Source organism: Microbacterium testaceum (assembly GCF_006539145.1).
GTDB classification, from domain to species: Bacteria; Actinomycetota; Actinomycetes; order Actinomycetales; family Microbacteriaceae; genus Microbacterium; species Microbacterium testaceum.
Map to the genome: position 1 here is coordinate 1 of NZ_BJML01000003.1, position 21,896 is coordinate 21,896.

General features: G+C 69.6%; 19 protein-coding genes. 10 read left to right on the top strand and 9 right to left on the bottom strand.

Annotated elements, in window-relative coordinates:
• Positions 1-107 precede the first annotated feature (107 nt).
• The 3 genes from mmsA to MTE01_RS06335 all read left to right on the top strand — a co-directional run bounded on the left by mmsA (position 108) and on the right by MTE01_RS06335 (position 4,210).
• Complete coding sequence (gene mmsA, locus MTE01_RS06325) at positions 108-1,637, top strand: multiple monosaccharide ABC transporter ATP-binding protein (protein ID WP_103206975.1); 1,530 nt, start codon at positions 108-110, stop codon at positions 1,635-1,637.
• Positions 1,638-1,642: 5 nt separating this feature from the next.
• On the top strand, positions 1,643-2,863 hold the full coding sequence (gene mmsB, locus MTE01_RS06330) for a multiple monosaccharide ABC transporter permease (protein ID WP_103206974.1): 1,221 nt from the start codon (positions 1,643-1,645) through the stop codon (positions 2,861-2,863).
• Between the two features lie 135 nt (positions 2,864-2,998).
• Complete coding sequence (locus tag MTE01_RS06335) at positions 2,999-4,210, top strand: ROK family protein (RefSeq protein WP_103206973.1); 1,212 nt, start codon at positions 2,999-3,001, stop codon at positions 4,208-4,210.
• A gap of 242 nt (positions 4,211-4,452) precedes the next feature.
• Here MTE01_RS06335 and MTE01_RS06340 read toward each other — a convergent pair whose 3' ends face one another.
• The 6 genes from MTE01_RS06340 to purS form a co-directional block, all read right to left on the bottom strand.
• Positions 4,453-5,382 (bottom strand): 2-hydroxyacid dehydrogenase, encoded by a 930-nt coding sequence (locus tag MTE01_RS06340; RefSeq protein ID WP_170210632.1) that lies wholly within the window; start codon positions 5,380-5,382, stop codon positions 4,453-4,455.
• Entirely contained in the window at positions 5,379-6,857 is a 1,479-nt protein-coding gene (locus MTE01_RS06345) for an FAD-dependent oxidoreductase (RefSeq protein WP_141376383.1), read from the bottom strand. Before MTE01_RS06345 ends, MTE01_RS06340 begins: the two co-directional genes overlap by 4 nt.
• Complete coding sequence (locus MTE01_RS06350; protein ID WP_141376386.1) at positions 6,854-7,348, bottom strand: ureidoglycolate lyase; 495 nt, start codon at positions 7,346-7,348, stop codon at positions 6,854-6,856. The genes MTE01_RS06345 and MTE01_RS06350 overlap by 4 nt, the downstream gene beginning before the upstream one ends.
• Before the next feature lie 101 nt (positions 7,349-7,449).
• Positions 7,450-8,154 (bottom strand): GntR family transcriptional regulator, encoded by a 705-nt coding sequence (locus MTE01_RS17310; protein WP_141376388.1) that lies wholly within the window; start codon positions 8,152-8,154, stop codon positions 7,450-7,452.
• A gap of 87 nt (positions 8,155-8,241) precedes the next feature.
• Positions 8,242-8,949: a phosphoribosylformylglycinamidine synthase subunit PurQ gene (gene purQ, locus MTE01_RS06360; protein ID WP_103206969.1), complete on the bottom strand. Its 708-nt coding sequence runs from the start codon at positions 8,947-8,949 to the stop codon at positions 8,242-8,244.
• Positions 8,946-9,194, bottom strand: a complete 249-nt coding sequence (purS, locus tag MTE01_RS06365; RefSeq protein ID WP_056225673.1) for a phosphoribosylformylglycinamidine synthase subunit PurS — start codon at positions 9,192-9,194, stop codon at positions 8,946-8,948. The genes purQ and purS overlap by 4 nt, the downstream gene beginning before the upstream one ends.
• Before the next feature lie 234 nt (positions 9,195-9,428).
• Here purS and MTE01_RS06370 point away from each other — a divergent pair, with 234 nt between their 5' ends.
• The 5 genes from MTE01_RS06370 to MTE01_RS06390 all read left to right on the top strand — a co-directional run bounded on the left by MTE01_RS06370 (position 9,429) and on the right by MTE01_RS06390 (position 15,521).
• Entirely contained in the window at positions 9,429-10,703 is a 1,275-nt protein-coding gene (locus MTE01_RS06370) for an ABC transporter substrate-binding protein (RefSeq protein WP_103206968.1), read from the top strand.
• A 79-nt stretch (positions 10,704-10,782) separates the two neighbouring features.
• The gene (locus MTE01_RS06375; RefSeq protein ID WP_174799654.1) at positions 10,783-11,904 is read left to right on the top strand and encodes a carbohydrate ABC transporter permease; all 1,122 of its coding nucleotides are present in this window, start codon (positions 10,783-10,785) and stop codon (positions 11,902-11,904) included.
• A complete protein-coding gene (locus MTE01_RS06380) occupies positions 11,901-12,806 on the top strand; it encodes a carbohydrate ABC transporter permease (protein WP_141376390.1) in 906 nt (301 codons plus the stop codon). The genes MTE01_RS06375 and MTE01_RS06380 overlap by 4 nt, the downstream gene beginning before the upstream one ends.
• Positions 12,807-12,835: 29 nt before the next feature.
• On the top strand, positions 12,836-14,290 hold the full coding sequence (locus MTE01_RS06385) for a glycoside hydrolase family 1 protein (RefSeq protein ID WP_116238788.1): 1,455 nt from the start codon (positions 12,836-12,838) through the stop codon (positions 14,288-14,290).
• 217 nt (positions 14,291-14,507) lie between these two features.
• Positions 14,508-15,521, top strand: coding sequence for a LacI family DNA-binding transcriptional regulator (locus MTE01_RS06390; RefSeq protein WP_103206965.1), 1,014 nt, complete (start codon positions 14,508-14,510; stop codon positions 15,519-15,521).
• A 6-nt stretch (positions 15,522-15,527) separates the two neighbouring features.
• On the opposite strand, the gene MTE01_RS06395 is transcribed toward MTE01_RS06390, so the two are convergent.
• Together MTE01_RS06395 and MTE01_RS06400 are read right to left on the bottom strand one after the other, a co-directional pair.
• Positions 15,528-16,613, bottom strand: coding sequence for a sensor histidine kinase (locus tag MTE01_RS06395; RefSeq protein ID WP_103206964.1), 1,086 nt, complete (start codon positions 16,611-16,613; stop codon positions 15,528-15,530).
• Positions 16,610-17,284, bottom strand: a complete 675-nt coding sequence (locus MTE01_RS06400; RefSeq protein WP_141376392.1) for a response regulator — start codon at positions 17,282-17,284, stop codon at positions 16,610-16,612. Before MTE01_RS06400 ends, MTE01_RS06395 begins: the two co-directional genes overlap by 4 nt.
• Positions 17,285-17,438: 154 nt before the next feature.
• On the opposite strand from MTE01_RS06400, the gene MTE01_RS06405 reads away from it, so the two are divergent.
• Together MTE01_RS06405 and MTE01_RS06410 are read left to right on the top strand one after the other, a co-directional pair.
• Positions 17,439-18,647 carry a cation:proton antiporter domain-containing protein gene (locus MTE01_RS06405; RefSeq protein ID WP_246078047.1) on the top strand — a complete coding sequence of 403 codons (1,209 nt, stop codon included), beginning with the start codon at positions 17,439-17,441 and terminating at the stop codon, positions 18,645-18,647.
• A gap of 97 nt (positions 18,648-18,744) precedes the next feature.
• Positions 18,745-21,309, top strand: coding sequence for a bifunctional lysylphosphatidylglycerol flippase/synthetase MprF (locus tag MTE01_RS06410; RefSeq protein WP_170210633.1), 2,565 nt, complete (start codon positions 18,745-18,747; stop codon positions 21,307-21,309).
• Positions 21,310-21,447: 138 nt separating this feature from the next.
• Here MTE01_RS06410 and MTE01_RS06415 read toward each other — a convergent pair whose 3' ends face one another.
• The gene (locus MTE01_RS06415) at positions 21,448-21,870 is read right to left on the bottom strand and encodes a response regulator transcription factor (protein WP_141376398.1); all 423 of its coding nucleotides are present in this window, start codon (positions 21,868-21,870) and stop codon (positions 21,448-21,450) included.
• Positions 21,871-21,896: the final 26 nt, after the last annotated feature.

The window sequence follows — 21,896 nt, forward strand, 5'->3', positions numbered from 1 at the left end:
CCACCCGGCGGCGGGGCGGGTTCGCCCGCCCCGCCGCTCCCCGTGCCGCCCCCGGGCGGCGGAGCCGAAATGCCGCCCCACCGGCGGCGGAGGGACAAGCACACACCATGACCGAACCGATCCTGCGTATGTCGGGGATCTCGAAGTCGTTCAACGGGGTTCCCGCCCTGGCCGATGTGTCGATCGACGTCTACCGCGGCGAGGTCCACGCCATCTGCGGTGAGAACGGCGCCGGAAAGTCGACGCTGATGAAGGTGCTCAGCGGGGTCTATCCCGCCGGCAGCTTCGAGGGCGGCATCACCCTCGAGGGCGAGCAGATGGCCTTTCGCTCCATCAACGACAGCGAGGCCGCCGGCATCGTCATCATCCACCAGGAGTTGGCGCTCAGCCCGTACCTCTCGATCGCCGAGAACATCTTCCTCGGCAACGAGAAGTCGCGTCGTGGCGTCATCGACTGGAACGCGACCAACTCCGCGGCGGCCGAGCTGCTCAAGCGGGTGGGGCTGCGCGAGAACCCCGCGACGAAGATCTTCGAGCTCGGCGTCGGCAAGCAGCAGCTCGTCGAGATCGCCAAGGCCCTCGCGAAAGAGGTGAAGCTCCTCATCCTCGACGAGCCCACCGCCGCCTTGAACGACGACGACTCCGCCCACCTGCTCGATCTGATCGACCAGCTGCGCACGCAGGGCATCACCTGCATCATCATCAGCCACAAGCTCAAAGAGGTGCTGCGCATCTCGGATCGCATCACCATCATCCGCGACGGCCGCACGATCGAGACGATGCACCGCTCCGACGCCGACACCGACGAGGGCCGGATCATCCGCGCCATGGTCGGCCGCGATCTGAACAGCCTCTTCCCGCCGCGCGAGCCCGACATCGGCGAAGAGCTCTTCCGCGTCGAGAACTGGACCGTCCACCACCCCGTCGACACCGAGCGCGTGGTCATCGACGACGCCTCCTTCATGGTGCGCGCCGGGGAGATCGTCGGTTTCGCGGGCCTCATGGGCGCCGGTCGCACCGAACTCGCGATGAGCATCTTCGGGCGCATGTACGGCACCGGCATCTCCGGCGAGGTGTACAAGAACGGGCAGCAGATCGACGTCCGCACGGTGGATGCTGCGATCAAGCACGGCATCGCCTACGCCACCGAGGACCGCAAGAAATACGGTCTCAACCTCATCGGCGACATCCAGGTCAACGTCTCGGCCTCCGCTCTCGCCCGCCTCGCCCGCCTCGGTGTGGTCGACCGGTACCGCGAGTACAAGGTCGCCGATTCGTACCGCTACAAGATGAACATCAAGGCGCCCAGCGTCGCCGCGATCACGGGACGCCTCTCGGGCGGCAACCAGCAGAAGGTCGTGCTGTCGAAGTGGATGTTCACCGGACCCGACGTGCTGATCCTCGACGAGCCCACCCGCGGCATCGACGTCGGGGCCAAGTACGAGATCTACGGCATCATCAACGAACTCGCGGCCCAGGGGAAGGCCGTCATCGTCATCTCGTCGGAGCTGCCCGAGGTCATCGGCCTCTCCGACCGCATCTACACGATCTCCGAGGGGCGCATCACGGCCGAGGTCAGCCGCGACGACGCCACGCAGGAGAACCTCATGCGGCACATGACCGCCGGAAGGAACTGACAGCAATGGCCACCGCATCCACCCAGACGGTCGAGGCACCGACGCAGCCGGGACCGCGACGTCGCGGCATCCTGTCGCGCATCAACTTCCGACAGTTCGGCATCCTCGCCGCTCTCGTCATCATCATCGTGCTCTTCCAGGTGCTCACCGGCGGTCGCCTGCTGATGCCCGGAAACGTCAACAACCTCATCCAGCAGAACGCCTACGTGCTGATCCTCGCGATCGGCATGGTGATGGTCATCATCGCCGGCCATATCGACCTGTCGGTCGGATCGGTCGTGGCCATGGTGGGCGCGATCGCGGCGATCGCGATGAACCAATGGGGTCTGCCCTGGTTCGTCGCCGTCCTGCTCTCGCTCGTCGTCGGCGCTGTCGTCGGTGCGTGGCAGGGCTTCTGGGTCGCGTTCGTGGGCATCCCCGCGTTCATCGTCACCCTGGCGGGCATGCTGCTGTTCCGCGGTCTCACGCTCGTGCTGCTCACCGGCGGCACCATCAGCGGCCTCCCCGACGGCTTCACGGCGATCGGAGCCGGATGGCTGCCGCCGTTCCTCGGCTACCTCGGCAACTGGGACGCGCTGACCCTTGCGCTCGGCGCCATCGCCAGCGTGCTGCTCGTCGTGCAGCAGCTGCGCACCCGCGCCACGCTCCGCCGCCTCGAGCTGCCGCGCGAGGTCGCCTGGTCGTTCTGGGCGAAGAACGTCGTCGCAGTCGTCGCGATCATGGCCACCGCCTTCACGATCGCCGCCTACAACGGCACCCCCATCGTGCTGATCATCCTGGCGGTCCTTGTGCTGGCGTACACGTTCGTGCTCAACCGCACCACGTTCGGTCGCCACATCTACGCCATGGGCGGCAACCTCTTCGCGGCCGTGATGAGCGGTGTCAAGACGAAGTGGGTCAACTTCTTCATCTTCGTCAACATGGGTGCCCTCGCGGGTCTCGCCGCCGTCGTCAGCACTGCGCGTGCCGGTGGTGCGGTGGCCTCGGCCGGTCAGAACTACGAGCTCGATGCGATCGCTGCGGTGTTCATCGGTGGTGCGGCCGTCCAGGGCGGTATCGGAACGGTCGTCGGCGCGGTCGTCGGTGGTCTGGTCATGGGTGTGCTGAACATGGGTCTGTCGATCCTCAGCGTCGACGCCGCGTGGCAGATGGCCATCAAGGGCATCGTGCTGCTCCTCGCCGTCGCGTTCGACATCTTCAACAAGCGGCGCAACGGCGGTGCGTGACCGGATGGGGAGCCCGGTCACCCGGCCGGCTCCCCATCCCGGCCGCTCCGGCCGTCGGCCGCGTCGCGTCGCTGTGCGTCGGCCGCGTGAACACTCCGGTCCCCTCGATGGGATGATGGGGGAGGTGCGCCTCTCATGACCCCTGCCGTGTTCGAGCCCGCAACCCCGCTCGCGCCGCCGGCTGGCCGTACGACGAACGACCTGATCCGTCAGCAGAACCTCTCGTCCGTCCTGTCGCTCCTCCACTCCCGGGGAGCGCTCTCACGCGCCCAATTGGGCGCCACGACCGGCCTCAACCGCTCCACGGTCACGGGTCTCGTCATGGAATTGACCGAGCTCGGCCTCGTCCGCGAGGCGCCCAGCGGGGAGCGCACCGGCAAGGTCGGTCGACCGACTCTCGACCTCGAACCCGAAGACCACGTCGCCGCCCTGAGCGTCCGCGCCGAACCGCACGCGGTGACCGTGGCCCTGGTCGGCCTCGGCGGGGTGGTGCACGCCCGTCTGCGTCACGACACCGCCACTGCGCCGGCGCCGAAACGGTTCGTCCAGATCGTCGCCTCGTCGGTCGAGGCGATGCGCGCCGACATCGACCGCCACTACCGCGTGGTCGGGGCCGGGCTGGCGGTCCCCGGACTCGTCAACGCCAACGGTTCCGTCCTCGTCTCGCCCACCCTCGGGTGGAAGCGCGATCCCGTCGCGGCGCGTCTGAGCGACGAACTCGGGATGCCGGTGGCCGCCGGCAACGACGCCAGCATCGGCGCCCTCGCGGAGTCGCGGTTCGGCGTGGGCGTGGGTGTCGGCAACCTGCTCTACCTCGGCGGCGCGATGCACAGCATCGGCGGCGGTCTCATCATCGACGGCACCCTGCTGCGCGGGACGTCGGGTTACGCCGGAGAGCTCGGCCACACCGTCGTCGACCCGCGCGGACGCCCGTGCGTGTGCGGACGCCGCGGGTGCCTCGAGGCCGAGGTCAGCCTCGACCTGATCGAACCGCTGCTGGGGCGCCGCAAGCTCGACGAGGACGAACTCGATGTCGAGCTCGGCGTCGCCCGCAATCCCCGCGTGATGACCGAGGTGACGCGCCAGGTCGAGATGCTCTCGCTTGCCCTGACGAACTTCGTCAACGCCTTCGCCCCTGAGACGGTCGTGCTCTCGGGGTATCTCGGAGCGCTGCTGTCGGTCAGCCGCGAGCGTCTCGCCGACGCCGTGCGCGTGCATCCGCTGGGCGCCGAGGGCCGCACGATCCGTCTCGAACGCGCCCACCTGCGCTCGCGCCTGATGCTCGTGGGCCCCGCGGAACTGGCCTTCAGCGACCTGTTGGCCAACCCCGCCGGCTTCCGCGGCTGACCCCGCTCCCCCGCACGCAGCGCGCGTTGCGGGCCGCAGCGTCCGAATGCCCGCGTCCTCCCGTGAGTGTCCAAAACACCCGGACGAATTTCTGCGGCGTCCGGGTTTCTTGGACACTCGACGCTGGTGGCGCGGGCGCACGCTGCGTGCGGTCGCACGCTGCGCGCGGTCGCACGCTGCGCGCGGTCGCACGCTGCGCGCGGCGACGGGACGTCGACGACGTTTCAGCGACGAGGAGGCGGTCAGCCCCCGATCACCACATTCAGCGGCTCCTCGCCGCGGTGCAGGCGTTCGATCTGCTGACGCACCAAGCGTGCGATGCGGGGGCGCATGGCATCCGTCGCCCCTCCGACGTGCGGCGCGATGAGCACGCCGTCGAGGCTCCACAGCGGGTGGCCCTGGGGGAGAGGTTCGGGGTCGGTGACGTCGAGGGCGGCGCGGATCCGGCCGCGGCGGACGTGATCGACGAGGGCATCGGTGTCGATGAGCGGGCCGCGGCCGACGTTCACGACGAGCGCTCCGTCGGGCAGGGCCGAGAGGGCGCGGTCGTCGATGACGTGGCGGGTCGCGTCACCGCCCGGGAGGGACGCGATGACGATGTCGGTCTCGGCGAGCACCTCGTACAGCTTGCCGAGGGGGAACACCTCGACCTCGTCTTGCAGACGACCGTGCGAGGCGACGGCGCGCAGCTCCACCTCGAAGGGCTTCAGGCGTGCGGCGATCGCACGACCGACCCCGCCGAAGCCGAGCAGGGTCACCCGAGCGTCGGCCAGGCCGGGAGCCCCGCCGCCGGTCCACTCGCCGCGGTCCTGCGCGCGCACGACCTCGGGCAGCCGTCGCTGGGCCGCCAACGCCAGGGCGACGGCGAGCTCGGAGGTGGCCGTCTCGTGCACGCTCGAAGCGTTCGCGAACACGATCCCCTCGGGCAAGCGCCCCTCGACGTTGTCGTACCCGATCGACTGGCCCTGGACGAGTCCGACCTCGATCTCGGAGAGGCGCTCGATGACGTTGTCCATCGACATGTACGGGGGCACGACCATGTCGAATCGGTCGTGCGGTGCCGGTCCCGTCATATCCCAGACCACCACCTCGACGCCGTCGGGCAGCTCGTTCAGGTCGGCGCGGAGTTCGTCGGTGGGCACGGACACGAGGAGGGGGGTCGAGGTCGTCACCGCAGAGACGCTACCCCCGCCGTCTCGGTGGGCGTGGGAGGTTGCGCCCGGCGCCCGATGTGCACACCGACCGGTACGTCGTATGCCAGGTACTCGCGCAGCAGAGCGTCGGCGTCGCGCTCGAACAACCGCCGCGACAGGGCGGCGGCGAGCTTCGTGGCCCCGCCGACGAGGCCGGGGATCTGGTGGCTGAGCATGCCCTGGCTCAGGCGTGCGCCGTGGTTGAACATGTGGATCCGAGAGAGGGCCGAGGCCTCCGGCGTGCTCCGGCTGACGAGACCGAAGTCGTCATCGAGATACGGGAATGCCGCGAGACCGGGGTTCTGCGCCGTGGACGCGGGGTCGAGCCGGTCGCTCCACAGGACGGCATCCGCGGCGACGTTCGCCAGCTCGGGGCGCCGCGCGAGCTCCGAGACGATCCCGGTCGCCGCCAGCACGACGTCGTAGTGATGGATGCCGTGCGGCGTCGTCACGGCGATCTCGCTGCCCGTCCACTCCACGCTCTGCCACGGCGACGAGGTGAGGAAGCGGAAGGAGTCGAAGGCGTGGGCGCGCCAGAGGGCGTTCTGCGTGGCCGGTTGGTCGACCTCCGACAGGTGCACGTTGAAGGCCCACTTCTGCTGGTCGGTGAACGAGCCGTAGTTCTCGATGAGGCCGGCGAACTCCATCCAGCGGTAGGGGCTCACCTGCGGCATCGCCGGTCGACGCATGTGCACGTCGACACTCGCCGCTCCGTGCTCGAGAGCGGTCGCGGCGTTGTCGAACGCTCCCGTGCCCGCGCCCAGGATGCCGATGCGCAGCCCCGCGAGCGCCTCGAAGTCGATGGCGTCGTGCGTGTGATGTACGCGCTCGGCGGGAAGCTCGCGCAGGAGGGCGGGGATGTGTCGACCACCGGCCCCCTCGATGCCCGTGGCGAGCACGACGTGCTGTGCGGGCAGCATCCACTCGCCGTCGGGCCCGTCGAGGTGCATCTGGATCGGGCCGTCCGCCGTGGTCGGTGCGAGCGACCGCACGCGGGTGGAGGGCACTACCGTCAGGGCGGAGACCTCTCGATACCACCGCAGGAAGCCCTGCCACGCGATCGTGGGGAAGTACTCGATCGCGTCCCACGCGTCGATGCCGTACACGGCCTCGAACCAGGCCCGCGGGCTCACGGCGGGAGTGCCCCAGGTGGGCCACGCGATGTCTTTCGGAGTGCGCAGCGTGTGCATGCGCGCGTAGGTGGTCCAGGGGCCGGCCGCATCGGCGGGGGCGGCGTCGATCACCACGACGTCGTCGATCCCGCGGCGTCGGAGGCCGCGGGCCAGAACGAGTCCGGCTTGCCCCGCGCCCACGATCACCACGGGACGGATGCCGTCCCGCGCACCGACCCACGAGCGTCCGTCGCCCGCGCTGAGGGCGCTCTGATGCGCGGCCTCGCGTTCGAGGGCCGCGAGGCGGGCGTCGGAATCGGGGAGCGGGGTGAGCACGCTCACTCCCCGTCGATCACGACGCGAACGCCGAGGGTGTCGTCGAAGCGGTGGTTGTGGTGGTCGGTGACGTTGGTGTCGTCGAGCTCGAGGTTGACGAAGTCCATGCTCGGCTCGGCGAAGAAGGGGCCCGCGTGCCAGGTGCCCTTGCGCATCGTGATGGCCGTTCGCGGCGGGATGCGGAAGGCGCGGAGATCGTCGAGCGCCGGGGCCTCGATACCGGGAGCGGCGACGGCGATCGTCCACTCGACGTCGCCGACGGACATGAGCGTCTGGGTGGTCTCGAGGTGGCGGGTCACGCGCACGAACTCCGGCGTCTTGTCGTCGAGGTGCATCAGATAGAAGCGCGGGATGCCGTTCGACACGTCGAGCACGGCTTCCTCCGCGGTGAAAGGAGTGCCGTCTGCCATCGGCGTCAGGACGACACCGAAGGGGTCGAACGACGCGGGGGTCACGATCTCGGCGGTGAGGCGATGGATGGTGAGGGTGTCGGACATGGCGGCTCGCTTTCGTCGGGTAATCCGACCGTACACTTGTCCAACAAGCAACGATTCAACTTGTCCGACATGTTCACCGCGCTGTTACGCCCGCGAAACGCTCACGACCGCACCCGGCGGATCAGGGCGTTGCGCAGTCCCTCCGGCGCGGGCAGCTGCACCTCTCGCGACCAGTACCCGATCGCGTCGTCGGCACCGTATCCGCAGTAGGTCATCTCGATGACCGGCGTGCCCGGCGAGCTCGACAGAAGCCGTGACCTCTCGGCATCCAGCCCGATCGCCTCCATCCACACGGTCTCCCACGCGACTCGTACGCCGTTGGCGGCTTCGGCGAGATCGAAGACGGGGCGGTGCGCGTCGAGCGTGGCGTCGCGCTGCAGGGGGACGAGGTCTTCCGCCAGGGCGTAGGGCGCTCCGTCGGCGCGCCACATCTTCACGGTGCGCAGGACCGAGGTGCCGTCGGGCAGGTCGTCGAAGCGGTGCGAGCCGGGGGTCAGCTCGAGGCGATCGGACGACACGAGCTCGAGCGACGGCTCATAACCGGCGGAGCGGATCGAGAGGGAGTGGTCGAACTGCTGGTCGATCCGTCGGCCCACCCCCGCGAGGCGACGGTTCGGAGTGGTGCGCGCGCCCTGCGTGCGGTGCACGTATCCGCGCTCTTCGAGGCGCACCAGCGCTTCGCGCACCGAGTTGCGGCTCGCGCCGAGCATCTCGGCGAGGCGCGGTTCGGAGGGCAGCGCCGCTGCCTCGCTGCTCCACAGGGCAAGGATGCCCTCGATGATCGGATCGGGATCGGGTACGCGCACGGACTTATCTTCCCCGATGGATACCGGGACGATCGCCCCGGTGGGGCAGGGGAGTCGCGAACGCCCCGAACGAAACCGCGGGCGGGGTCAGGCGGCGGCGCCCACGACGGCGGCGATGGCCGACGTGAAGAAGCCCAGACCGTCGACGCCCGAGCGCATCGCCGCCGCGGTGCCCGGGCCGAAGCCCGGCTCGACCGCGTGCTCGGGGTGCGGCATGAGGCCCACGACGTTGCCGCGCTCGTTGGTCAGGCCGGCGATGTCGTCGAGCGAGCCGTTGGGGTTCACTCCGACGTACCGGAAGGTCACGAGGCCCTCGCCGTTCACGCGCGCCAGGGTCTCGGCATCCGCGATGTATCCGCCGTCGGCGTTCTTCAGCGGGATGACGATCTCGTCGCCCTCGGCGAAGTCGCTGGTCCAGGCGGTCGAGGCGTTCTCGACGCGCAGGCGCTGGTCACGGCGGATGAACTGCTGGTGGGCGTTGCGGATCAGACCGCCGGGCAGCAGGTGCGCCTCGACCAGCATCTGGAAGCCGTTGCAGATGCCGAGCACGGGCATGCCCTTGCCGGCCGCGTCTTTGACCTCGGCCATGATCGGCGCGAACGCGGCGATCGCTCCGGCGCGCAGGTAGTCGCCGTAGCTGAAGCCACCGGGCAGTACGAGGGCGTCGACGCCCTTCAGGTCGTGCTCGCCGTGCCACAGGGCGACGGGCTCGCCGCCCGCGAGGCGGATCGCGCGCTGCGCGTCGCGGTCGTCGAGGGAGCCGGGGAACGTGATGACCCCGATGCGAGCGGTCACTCGACGACCTCGATGTTCACGACGTCTTCGATGACGGCGTTCGAGAGCATCTCGTCGGCGAGCTCACGGGCTCGCGCGAGCGTGGCCTCGTCGACCTCGCCCTCGACGGTGAGTTCGAAACGCTTGCCGATGCGCACGTCCGAGAAGCGGTGCTCGCCCAGACGCGACAGGGCGCCGGCGACGGCCTTTCCCTGCGGGTCGAGGAGCTCGGCCTTGGGCATGACGTCGACGACGATGGTGGGCACTGCAGCTCCAAGAGTCGGGTGGCGTTGTGAAGGCCAGTCTACGCGAGCCGTCGACGGCGCCCGCTACGGCCGACCGGGCCGAGCGAGCAGGACTTCATAACGATCTCACAGCGTCCTCTTGACCGCATGGGAGCGATCCCATAGCGTCGTCCCCGATCGGTGAGAGCGCTCCCACGCGATGTCGCAGGGAGCTCTCCAGAGCGCCGGTCAGCACCCACCACAAAGGAGTGATCTGTGAAAACTCGTGCCCTGCGCCGGGTGGCTCTCGTCGCCGCCGTCGCATCGACTTCCGCCCTCGTCCTCGCCGGCTGCTCCGGTGCCGGGGGCTCCGCCTCGGGCGGCGACGGCGAGGTGACCCTCACCGTCGCCACCTTCAACGACTTCGGGTACACCGACGCGCTCCTGCAGGAGTACATGGACGCCCACCCGAACGTGAAGATCGTGCACAACAAGGCCGCGACCAGCAACGAGGCCCGCGAGAACTACTTCCAGAAGCTGGGCAAGACCGGCCTCGCCGACATCGAAGCCATCGAGGTCGACTGGCTGCCCGAGGTCATGGAGTACGCCGACCTGCTGGCCCCCGTGCCCGACGACCTGAAGAGCCGCTGGCTCGACTACAAGGTCGAGGCCGCCACCAGCCCGGAGGGCAAGCTCGTCGGCTACGGCACCGACATCGGGCCCGAGGGCGTCTGCTACCGCTCCGACCTCTTCGCCGCGGCGGGTCTTCCCACCGACCGGGCCGAGGTCGCCACGATGCTCCAGGGCGACTGGTCGACCTATTTCGCCGCGGGCGACACCTACGTCGCCGCGACCGGCAAGGCCTTCTTCGACTCGGCCGGCGGCACCTACCAGGGCGCGATCAACCAGGTCGAGGCCGCGTACGAGAACCCCGACAACGGCGAGATCACCGCCACGAGCAACCCCGACGTCAAGAAGATCTACGACCAGGTGCTGAAGGCCAGCGCCACGCAGTCGGCGCACCTCGGCCAGTGGTCGGACGACTGGTTCGCGGGGCTCTCGAACGGCGCCTTCGCCACGATGCTCTGCCCGGGCTGGATGCTCGGCGTCATCGAGGGCAACGCCCCCGAGGTGAAGGGATGGGACATCGCCAACGTCTTCCCCGGCGGCGCCGGTAACTGGGGCGGCTCCTACCTGACCGTGCCCGGCAACGGCAAGAACGTCGAGGCCGCTCAGGAGCTCGCCGACTGGCTGACCGACCCCGAGACCCAGGTCACGGCGTTCGAGAACGCGGGCACCTTCCCGAGCCAGACCGATGCCCTCAAGGCGGACGCGCTGCTCAGCAACACGAACGCGTACTTCAACAACGCCCCCGTGGGCGAGATGCTCTCCGAGCGCGCGCAGGCCGTGAAGGTCTCGCCGTACAAGGGGACGTTCTACTTCCAGATCAACGACGCCATGCAGAAGGCGCTCACGCGAGTGGAAGACGGAACGCAGGACGCCGCGACCTCCTGGAAGCAGTGGGCGACCGAGGTCGACGCCCTGTCCTGATCCGCAGCGAGCGGATGCCGGGGCACTGTTCCGCGGGCCCCGGCATCCGTCCCGCTCGTCTCGAGGAGGAGACATCATCGTGACCAGCACACTCGAACGGCCCACGCGGCCGGCGCAGCCCCCGGTCGGGGAGCGCCAGCCGCGGCGCCTCGGCTTCGGTCGGCGCCGCAGCGCGTGGGACCTGAAGCTCTCGCCGTACCTCTACATCTCGCCGTTCTTCATCCTGTTCGCGATCACGGGTCTGTTCCCCATCGCCTACACGGCGGTGATCTCGTTCATGGACTGGGATCTCGTTCGCAACTCGGGCGAGTTCATCGGCTTCGACCAGTACGCGTGGGTGCTCTCGCAGCCCAAGTTCTGGATCGCCCTGCGCAACACCTTCAGCATCTTCCTGCTCTCGAGCGTCCCGCAGCTCATCCTCGCGATCTTCATCGCCGCCATGCTCGACCAGAACATCCGCGCCAAGACGTTCTGGCGCATGAGCGTGCTGGTGCCCTACGTGATGGCCCCTGTCGCCGTCGCCCTCATCTTCAGCAACATGTTCGGCGACCAGTACGGCGTCGTGAACACCACCCTGCAGAACCTCGGCATCCCGGCCGTGCCGTGGCACTCCGACGCCTTCGCGAGCCACATCGCGATCGCGACGATGGTCAACTTCCGCTGGACCGGCTACAACACCCTCATCCTGCTCGCGGCGATGCAGGCCATCCCGCGCGAGTACTACGAGGCCGCGACCGTCGACGGCGCCGGCAAGATCCGCCAGTTCTTCTCGATCACGCTGCCGAGCCTCAAACCGACCCTCGTCTTCGTGATCATCACCGCCACGATCGGGGGTCTGCAGATCTTCGACGAGCCGCGCATGTACGACCAGTACGGCACGGGCGGCGCAGACAACCAGTGGCTCACCGTGACCCTCTGGTTGTACAACGTCGGCTGGGGCGAGTGGAACTTCGGCCGCGCCGCGGCACTCGCGTGGATCCTCTTCCTGCTCATCCTCGCCATCGGCGCGATCAACCTTTTCATCACGCGCTCGCTCGTGCGCGACGACGGTGGCCGCGGCAACGCGCGCTTTCGCCGAGATGCCCGCGCGCAGGCGCGAGCGGCGAAGGCTCGACTGAGGGCGGATGCCGAGACCCCGGCGACCGCGCGGGACACCGACGCGCCCCGAGGCGGCGCCGCACGACAGGAGACCAGCCGATGACCGCCGTAGGCGCCACCCCCCTCCCGGTCGTCGAGCCCGACGTACCCGGTCCCGTCCGCCGCCGCTCGCGCCCCGTACGCGGCTCCCGCCCCGGCTGGGTCGTCTACGCCGCCCTCGGCGCGGTGCTGCTGGCGAGCCTGTTCCCCTTCTACTGGTCGCTGCTGATCGGTTCGGGCGACTCCTCGACCATCCGCGACGCCAACCGGTCATGGATCCCCGGCGGCAACTTCTTCGCCAATGCGGCGTCCGTCATCGGCGACCCCGCGGTCAACTTCTGGCCGGCGCTCGTGAACTCGATCATCAGTTCCGGCTTGATCGCGGCATCCGTGGTCTTCTTCTCGACCCTCGCGGGCTGGGCGTTCGCGAAGCTGACGTTCCGCGGTGGGCCGTGGCTGCTCGTCTTCGTGGTGGCGACCATGGCCGTGCCGACGCAGCTCGGCGTCGTGCCGCTGTACATCCTCTTCAGCGAGCTCGGGTGGACGGGGCAGCTCGGTGCCATCATCATCCCGGCTCTGACGAGCGCCTTCGGTGTCTTCTGGATGACGCAGTACCTGCGGCAGTCCGTGCCGGACGAGCTGATCGAAGCCGCGCGCGTCGACGGTGCGAGCTCGTTCCGCACGTTCCTCACCGTGGGCGTTCCCGCCGCTCGCCCCGCCGCCGCGATGCTCGGTCTGTTCACCTTCGTGAGCGCGTGGAACAACTTCTTCTGGCCGTTCATCGTGCTCGATCGCCAGAACCCTACGCTGCCGGTGGCCCTGTCGCTCCTGCAGTCCAACTACTTCGTCGACTACTCGATCGTCCTCGCGGGCGTGCTGCTGTCGACGATCCCGCTGCTGCTGCTGTTCGTCTTCGCGGGCAAGCAGCTGGTCAGTGGCATCATGCAAGGGGCGGTCAAGGGATGACCCTCGCGCCCACGGAAGGAACCCGAACCATGTCCCACACCCGCTCGTTCCCCGACGGCTTCCTCTTCGGTGCCGCCACCGCGGCCTATCAGATCGAGGGGGCGGCCTTCGAAGACGGTCGCACGGCCTCGATCTGGGACGCGTTCAGCCGCGTGCCCGACGCCGTGATCAACGCCGACAACGGCGATGTCGCGTGCGACCACTACCACCGCTATGCCGACGACGTGCACCTCATGAAGAAGCTCGGACTGCAGACCTACCGCTTCTCGACGTCGTGGTCGCGCGTCCGCCCCGACGGCGGTGCCCTCAACGCGAAGGGCGTCGACTTCTACAAGCGCCTCGTCGACGAGCTGCTGGATGCCGGAATCCTGCCCTGGCTCACCCTGTATCACTGGGACCTCCCGCAGGCGCTGCAGGACACCGGCGGCTGGACCGTGCGCTCGACGAGCGAGAAGTTCACCGAGTACGCGCTCGACATGCACGACGCGCTCGGCGACCGCGTCAACGTGTGGACCACGCTCAACGAGCCGTGGTGCTCGTCGTTCCTCAGCTACACCGCGGGCATCCACGCACCCGGGCACTACTCCCAGGCCGAGGGCATGCTCGCCGCACACCACCTGCTGCTGGGACACGGTCAGACCGTTCGCGAGCTCCGTGCGCGCGATTCCTCGCTGAACCTCGGGCTCACGCTCAACCTCACGGTGGCGGATGCCGTCGACCCGACGAACCCCGCCGATCTCGACGCCGCGCGCCGCGTCGACGGGCAGTTCAACCGGTGGTTCCTCGACCCGGTGTTCCGCGGCGAGTACCCGGCCGACATCATCGCGGACTTCCGCGAGACGGATGCCGAGGCCGTGTCCCGCTGGCAGGAGGCCGTGCGGCCCGGCGACCTCGACATCATCTCGACGCCGATCGACTCGCTGGGCGTGAACTACTACCACGGCGAGTTCGTCGGCGGCACGCCGCCCGAGATCGAGCCTCCCGCGGGTGACGCCCCCACGGTGCGGCCCGTCGGCAAACCGTTCCCCGCGCACGAGAACCTGTACTGGCACGACCGTGGCCTGCGCCGGACGAACATGCACTGGGAGGTGCAGCCCGAGGGGCTCACGCGTCTGCTCGAGCGCGTCAGCGAGGACTACTCGGCTGAGGCCGAGGTCGCCCTCTACGTCACCGAGAACGGCGCCTCGTACGACGACGAACTGAGCACCGTCGGCGATGAGTCGCGCGTGCACGACGGCGAACGCGTGGAGTTCGTCGAAGCGCACCTCGGAGCGGTCCTGGATGCCGTCGACAAGGGCGTCGATGTGCGCGGCTACTTCTACTGGTCGCTGATGGACAACTTCGAGTGGGCCTGGGGCTACGAGAAGCGCTTCGGCATCGTCTACGTCGACTACGCCACGCAGGAACGCACGATCAAGGACTCGGGGCTCGCCTACGCCCGGGTCATCGCGGATCGCGCGCTGGAGCCGGTCGTCGCCCACTGAGGTCGACAGCGAAGGCCCGATCGCATGCGATGTGCGGTCGGGCCTTCGTCGTCCGGTGAGGGTGGGGTGCGGAGGTCGTCGACGGGCGGACGTCGCGGGGATCTGATCCGGATGCCGATGCGGTCGGCGCCCTCCCCGCAGTACGCTCGCAACAGCGCACAACGCGCCTGGCCACCCGAAGCGCGGTGCGATGCCGCCGTCCCGAAGGAGGGGAGCGATGGATCTCACATCCGTTCGGGGTGCCGCCACGATCGAAGAGGTCGCGGCGCGTGCCGGAGTCTCGCGATCGACGGTGTCCCGCGTCGTCAACGGCTCCACCGCCGTCTCGCCCTCCGCCCTCGAGGCCGTGCGCCGCGCCATCGACGAGTTGCAGTACGTCCCCAACCGCGCGGCACGCTCTCTCGCCAGTCGTCAGACCCGAGCGATCGCCCTGGTGATCCCCGAACAGACCGATCGCTTCTTCGGTGACCCGTTCTTCGCCTCGATCGTCGCGGGCATCGGCGAGGTCATCGGCGAGTCCGACTACATCATGAACATGCTCATTGCGAGCGACGACGCGAGCGCCAAGGCGCTCGGATACCTCCGAGGCGGGAGCGTCGACGGGGCGATCGTCGCCTCGCACCACACGAGCGACACCTTTCTCGATCGGGTCGCTGATGTCGTGCCCGTGGTCTACGGCGGACGACCCGCACGCGTCCGCGCGGACGACTACTACGTCGACGTCGACAACGTCGAGGGCGGCCGCGTCGCCACCGCCTACCTGCTCGCCCGAGGTCACCGACGCGTCGCCACGGTGTCGGGGCCGTCCGACATGCCCGCGGGCATCGACCGCCTTCACGGCTTCCGCAACGCCATGGCCGAGGCGGGGCTGGAGCCCGCGGCCGTCGAGAACGGGGACTTCACCGAGATGGGCGGCGCTCTCGCGATGAACCGCATCCTCTCGAGCGGGGTCACCCCCGAGGCCGTCTTCGTTGCGAGCGACCTCATGGCCCGCGGCGTCTATACGGTGCTCCGCGACAAGGGCCTCGAGCCGGGGCGCGACGTCGCCGTCATGGGCTTCGACGACTCGGCGGTGTCCACCGCCCTCACGCCGTCGCTGACGACGGTCCGGCAACCGTCGCTGACGCAGGGCCGGCACATGGCATCCGTTCTTCTCGACATCCTCGCCGGGCGTCCCGCCGCCCACGCGACGATCCTGCCGATCGAGGTCGTGGAGCGCGACTCGGCGTGAGGCTGGTCAGGGACCGGCCGGCAGCCGCAGGTCGATCTCGTAGCCGCCGTCGGCGAGAGGGCCGGCGCGGAACGTTCCGCCGAGCATGTGTGCGCGTTCCGAGAGTCCGAGGTGACCGAGGCGCGCCGTCGGTGCGGGATCGGGGCGCGGGGCCGGGGAGGCGGCGTTGCGCAGGATCACCTGCACGCCGCCGGTATCGGTGCTCGTCGCGGTCACGGTGACGTGCGATCCGGGGGCGTGCTTGCGCACGTTCGTGAGCCCCTCCTGGATCGTGCGGTAGACCGCGCGCTGGGTCGCGGGCGGGAGCCCCTCGCGCAGGTCAATGCGGGCATCGACCTCGAGGTCTGCCGGGTGCAGGATCTCGTCGAGGTGTCGCAGGGTCGGCTGCGGGCCGAGGGGTGCGGCTTCCGGTCCGTCGGCGCGGAGGACGAGGAGCATCTGGCGCAGCTCGGCGAGAGTCGTGGAGGCGAGGGTGCGGATCGTGTCGGCCGTCTCGACGACCTCGGGATCGTCGGCGCGGACCATCAGAGCTCCCGCCTGCACGGTGATGAGGCTCACCTGGTGGGAGACGACGTCGTGCATCTCCCGCGCGAGGTGGGCGCGCTCCGCCGCGACGGCCTCGCGCGCGACGCGGCGGTTCTCGTCGGCGCGGGCGAGGCGCAGTTCGTCGAGGCTCGCCGACAGCCTGCTCTGATTGCGCCGGAGGCGGCCGAGCGCCACCGCGCCTCCCGAGGTCATCGTCGCGTAGACGATGGCGAGCACGTGGTCGTTGACCGAGGTGAAGGTGTCCCACGACAGACCGAGGCCCAGGAAGGTGACGGCGGTCGCGACGACGAGCCAGACCATCCCTGTCGCCGCACTCGCGACGGTGTACAGGGCGATCACCGACGCGATCGGCCCGCCGGTGAGGAACAGAGCAGGAAGCGCCAGCGCGAGCGACAGCAGGGGGATCCTCCGGCGCAGCAGCAGTCCCGCGGCCCCGACGAGCGTCAGCACCAGTTCGAGCAGGTCGGTCGTGTACAACCCCAGCACGCCGTCGAGCGCGGCGACCGCGACGAGCCCCAGATCGATCAGCACATCGCGGCGTTTCATCGCGCGTCCTGGTCGCGCAGCAGACCCGCGCGCTCCGCGACCAGGGCCGCCTGCACGCGCCCCTCGACGCCGAGCTTGCCGAGGATCGTACTGATGTGCGCTTTGACGGTGGCCGGGCTCAGGAACATCGCGGCACCGATCTGGATGTTCGAAAGTCCTCGCCCCAGCTGCACGAGGATCTCGCGCTCGCGCGAGCTGAGCGCGTCCACCAGGTCGGTGTCGGCCGCCGGCTCCGGGCGCAGGTACCCGGCCACCACCGCGCGGCTGACGGTGGGTGAGAACACCACCCCGCCGCCGTGGAGGGTGCGCACGAGCTGGGGCAGCTGACGCGGGTCGGTGTCTTTCACGAGGAATCCCGCTGCGCCCGCATCGAGGGCCGACGCGATGTGATCGTCGGAGTCGAAGGTCGTCAGGATCGCCACCGTCGTGTCCCACCCCGCCCGGCGGATGTCGCGCAGCACCTCGAGGCCGTTGCGTCCCGGCATCCGGATATCGAGGAGCACCACGTCGGGGCGCGCCTCGGCGAGGACCTCCATCGCCTGGACCCCGTCGGCGGTCGCCACGACCTCGATGTCGTCGGCGGCGCTGAGGATGTGCGAGAAGCCGGAGCGGATGAGCGCTTCGTCGTCGATGACGGCGACACGGATGATCGGGGAGGCGAAGGATGCCATGCGACCAGGCTAGGGACTCCGGGCGCCGTCGAGGCAGGGGGGCGACGCCGATCTACCCGACCGGACGCGATCGGTACCCGTTCAGCCCCGGGGTCGGGGTATGCCCGTCGAACAGACTGGCTCCCGTCCCGTTCTCGACCCAGGAGCTCCCACCGTGTCCGTTCCCCTGCTCATCGTCGGCCTCTCCTTGCTCGTCTGGGCGCTGTGGAGCCGCGTGTTCCGCAAGGTCACGGTCAACGGGCCGATCGTGATGACCGCGCTCGGTCTGCTCGGCGGCGCACTGCTGCCCGTGCAGGGCGAGCTGTTCCTCGAGTCGAAGGCCATGCTCTTCTTCGCGGAGATCGTGCTGGCGTACCTGCTCTTCGTCGATGCGCTGGAGGTGCGGGGCTCGTTCGGCTCGCACTTCACCGGGGTGCCGGCGCGGCTGCTCGGGATCGGCCTGCCGCTGTCGCTGATCCTCGTGCTGGCGGTCGGTCTGATCCTGCCGTTGGGGTTGTCGGTCGCGGTGATCCTCGCGATCGCCTGCATCTCGGTGCCCGCCGACTTCTCGCCCGAGACCTCGATCGTGCGCGACGACCGCGTCCCCGCACGGGTGCGGCGGTGGCTCAACGTCGAGAGCGGGTACAACGACGGCCTGGTCTCGCCGCTCCTGCTCGGCGCGGTCGCCTTCGCCTCGGCGGGGACGACGAGCGACGCCGGACGGGCGTTCGCGGTGGCCGCCCCCGCGGGGCTCATCGCGATCCTGGTCGGCGCTGCCACCGGGGCCGCGATCGGGGGAGCGATGCGCTTCGCCGACGGGCGGGGATGGACCGAGGCGCAGAGCATGCGCATCGCCTTCGTCGCGACGCCGCTCATCGTGTTCGGTCTCGCGGTCGCCCTGCAGGGCAACGGGTTCGTCGCCGTGTTCGTCGCGGGCGTCGCCGTGCGTCTCGTGCGCGGCGCGAGCGGCATCCCCTCCGCCGAGATCTCCCTGCTCGACGATCTCTCGTGGCTGCTCAATCTGCTGCTGTGGCTGGCCTTCGGCTTCGCCTCGATCGTGCTGCTCAGCGAGACCTACGACTGGTGGCCTGCGATCGTCCTCGCTCTCGTGGCCCTGACGGTGGGGCGGTTCCTCCCCGTTCTTCTCGCCCTGATCGGCACCGAGACGACCCGCAAGGAACGGTTCTTCGTCGCCGCGATGGGACCCCGGGGCGCGGCATCCATCGTCTTCGGTCTCATCGCCGCGAACGCCCTGCCGGGGGAGGAGGGGTTCCTCGTGCTGGCGGCGACCTGCATGGTCGTGCTCGGCAGCGTCGTGCTGCACGGCATCGCGGGGCCGCTGCTGGTGCGCCGGTTCTGGCCCGCGCGAGTGACCGCTGCCTGACCGGTCGGACCACCCGATCGGCCCGTGGACGGGGCCGACCGGCTGATGCGCCGTGCGGAGGTCTCTCGCGAACATGGACGGGATGCCGGTGGTCGGCATGAGCACGCACGCTCGGGGAGGACCGATGGTCGCGGTGATGGACACGGTGCAGGCGGCGACCGAGGTGACGCCGGCGCCGCAGCCGAAGCGTCGCGCTGCGCGGTGGGACATCCCGGGGCTCGTGCGCCGTCGTACCGGCACGCTCGGGGTGACGCTGGCGATCCTCGTGGTCAGCTCCATCACGATCGCGACGCAGAGCACGTTCGAGGCCGGTCTGTTCGACCTGCGCGACATGCTGCTCGCCCTGGTACGGGTCGACGACCCGCTCGTGCTCGCGGTCACGGTGCTGCTGACGCTGGTGACGTGCGGTCTGGCGGAGGGGCTCTTGGGCACGCGACGTATGCTCGCGGCGTTCGTGGGCGGCGGTCTCGTCGTCTGCGCGATCGGCGAGGGCATCGGCCTGTTCGAGGACAACGTCATCCCCGAGGTCTCGCTGAACGTCACCCCCGACACGGGGGCGCCGCCCATCGCGGCTCTGCTGTGCGTCGCTATCGCCGCGAGCTGCTTCGCCTCGCCGCTGTGGCGCCGTCGCATCCGCATCGGCGGCGTCGTCCTCGCGGTGACGATGTTCCTCTACGCCGCCTCGGCGTCCGACCTCTACACGCTCATCGCCCTGCCCGTCGGCATGGCGGCCGGCCTCGTGCTCGGGGGGACGCGGGCCGTCGGCATTCCCCGCAGCTCCCTGCGCGAGAAGCGCGTGCTGCTGGCCGCGCTCACCGCCATCACAGCCATCGGGCCGGTCGTGGCCACCCTCTGGGGCTCGGGGGCGGGAGTGCTGTCGGTCTACAGCTGGCTGTCGTACGACCCGCTGAACGTGGCCGACGGCGTCGTCTGCGCGATCGGTTCGACCAACGCTCCCTGCCCGCCCTCCGCCTCGGTCTACGCCGAGCTCCAGCCCGCCTCGGGGTGGATCGCCGCGCTCCCGCAGCTGGTGCTGCTGATCGCCGCCTGGGGCGTGCTGCGCGGGCGCCGCGGCGCCCTGCACCTGGCCGTGGGGGTGAACGTCCTCACCTTCGCGGCGATGAGCATCCTGCTGCTGCTGAGCGAGACCGACACGCTCGAGCAGCTCGCGACGGTGCGTGCCGCGTACGACGTCGCCGACGTCTGGCAGACGGTCGTGGGCATGGTCGTCGGTGCCGCCCTTCCCCTGATGGTCGCCGTGCTTCTCGTGCGTTTCCGCGCCGCCGCGCAGATCCGATCGATCCCCGGGGTGCGCCGGATCTTCGTGCGCACGGTCGTCGTCGCGGCCCTGGGCTCGCTGGCGCTGGCGCTGGTCGGCATCCTGATGACGTCCGCCGAGTTCCGACCGTGGCCGAACGTGACCACCGTGCTCGCCACTCTGCCCCTGCGTCTCGTCCCGCCGTCGCTTCTGCCGCCCGAGGCCCTCGTCTTCGTCCCGATGACCGGAGCCGCACAGGCGGCGTGGTACCTGCCGCCGCTGCTGTTCTGGTTGAGCGTCGTGGTCGCCGCCGTGCGCTTCGTGGTCCGCTCCGGCGCCGCCGAGACCGCACCCGATCGCGAGCGCGCGCGGGCTCTGCTCGCAGCGGGATCGGGGGACACCCTCGGGCACATGACCCTGTGGGAGGGGAACGTCTACTGGTTCGCCGCCGACGCGGAGGCGGCGATCGCCTACCGGGTGCGCGGCGGTTTCGCGGTGACGCTCGGCGGTGCCTTCGGCCCCGACCGGGACGACGCCTCCGTCGGCGCGGAGTTCGCCGCGTTCTGCGAGGAGCAGGGCTGGACGCCGGTGTTCTACAGCGTCGATGACGCCGAGCGCGAGCGGCTCGCCCCGCTGGGCTGGTCGTCGCTGCAGGTCGCCGAGGAGGCCTTCCTCGACCCGCGCAGCTGGACTCCCGCCGGCAAGAAGCGACAGGACGTCCGGACGGCCACCAACCGCGCGGCGCGAGAGGGACTGACCTCGCGTTGGGCCCGGTGGAGCGAGCTGTCGTTCTTCGATCGCGGCCAGATCCGCGACATCTCGGAGGCCTGGGTCTCGGACAAGACGATCCCGGAGATGGGTTTCACCCTCGGCTCGACCGACCAGCTCGACGACCCGGAGGTGCGCCTTCTCGTGGCGCGCGACGGATCGGGACGCATCACGGCTTTCACGAGCTGGATACCGATCCATCGCGACGGCACGATCGCCGGGTACGCCCTCGACGTCATGCGTCGGCGCGACGACGCGATGCCCGGGGTCATGGAGTTCCTCATCGGTCAGGCCGTCGAGCGGCTCCGTGAGGACGGCATGACGGTGATGAGCCTGTCGGGTTCGCCCCTGGCGCGGCACTCCACCGGGGACGACGCCGATCGCAGCGCCTTGGACCGCGGCCTCGACGTCATCAGCGCGCTCCTCGAGCCGGCGTACGGTTTCCGGTCGCTGGCGAACTTCAAGAAGAAGTTCCAGCCCGACTTCGCGCCCCTGTGGATGATCTACCCGGATGCCACGCAGATCCCGGCCATCGCGATCGCCCTCGTCCGCTGCTACATCCCCGGGCTCACACTGCGTTCGGCGGCGGAGATGGCCGCCTCGTTGCGCCGGCCGCGAGAGGCCGCGGGGCGCTGACGCGTCGGGCGGGGCGGAGTTTTGCGGTGTCACCAGAACCGGGGATGCCACAAAGGGTGCCGCGGGATTCGACACCAGCCTGGACGGGTCGTGCCCTCTTTCCGGTGGAGCTCGGTGGCGTCGGGGCGGGGATACGAGTCAGCGGTTGAGGCGCCGAGTGACGGCGTCGATGCGGGCTCGAAGTTCTCGGGAGCGGAAGGGTTTGGTGACGTAGTCGTCCGCGCCGGCGTCGAAGGCCGAGACCTTGTCGGCGTCGTCGTGCAGGCCGGAGATGACGATGATGTGCGCGCTGGATCCGGCGGATCGTATGCGTCGAATGGCTTCGATGCCGTCCATGCCGGGAAGGGTCAGGTCCATCGTGACCAGGTCGGGGCGGATGGCCAGCGCCGCGCGAGCGCCTTCGGCGCCGTTGTCGAAGGCGTCGGTCGCGTATCCGGCGCTCTCGAGGATTCGCGTGAGCACGGACCGGACGTGCGGATCATCGTCGACGACGACAGCGGTGGCGCAGGCAGAGAAATTCGAAGGGCTTGTGGGTTCTGAACGCTTGTCGAGAAGAGTCATGAGGTGACCGGTTGATCTTTCTGCGA

What these genes read in the sequence shown, in the direction of transcription:
- mmsB (WP_103206974.1), top strand. Translation starts at nt 1,643, where the DNA reads ATGGCCACCGCATCCACCCAGACGGTCGAGGCACCGACGCAGCCGGGA.
- MTE01_RS06380 (WP_141376390.1), top strand. Translation starts at nt 11,901, where the DNA reads ATGACCGCCGTAGGCGCCACCCCCCTCCCGGTCGTCGAGCCCGACGTA.
- MTE01_RS06400 (WP_141376392.1), bottom strand. Translation starts at nt 17,284, where the DNA reads ATGGCATCCTTCGCCTCCCCGATCATCCGTGTCGCCGTCATCGACGAC.
- MTE01_RS06410 (WP_170210633.1), top strand. Translation starts at nt 18,745, where the DNA reads ATGAGCACGCACGCTCGGGGAGGACCGATGGTCGCGGTGATGGACACG.
- MTE01_RS06350 (WP_141376386.1), bottom strand. Translation starts at nt 7,348, where the DNA reads ATGTCCGACACCCTCACCATCCATCGCCTCACCGCCGAGATCGTGACC.
- MTE01_RS06335 (WP_103206973.1), top strand. Translation starts at nt 2,999, where the DNA reads ATGACCCCTGCCGTGTTCGAGCCCGCAACCCCGCTCGCGCCGCCGGCT.
- mmsA (WP_103206975.1), top strand. Translation starts at nt 108, where the DNA reads ATGACCGAACCGATCCTGCGTATGTCGGGGATCTCGAAGTCGTTCAAC.
- MTE01_RS06395 (WP_103206964.1), bottom strand. Translation starts at nt 16,613, where the DNA reads ATGAAACGCCGCGATGTGCTGATCGATCTGGGGCTCGTCGCGGTCGCC.
- MTE01_RS06385 (WP_116238788.1), top strand. Translation starts at nt 12,836, where the DNA reads ATGTCCCACACCCGCTCGTTCCCCGACGGCTTCCTCTTCGGTGCCGCC.
- MTE01_RS06415 (WP_141376398.1), bottom strand. Translation starts at nt 21,870, where the DNA reads ATGACTCTTCTCGACAAGCGTTCAGAACCCACAAGCCCTTCGAATTTC.
- MTE01_RS06390 (WP_103206965.1), top strand. Translation starts at nt 14,508, where the DNA reads ATGGATCTCACATCCGTTCGGGGTGCCGCCACGATCGAAGAGGTCGCG.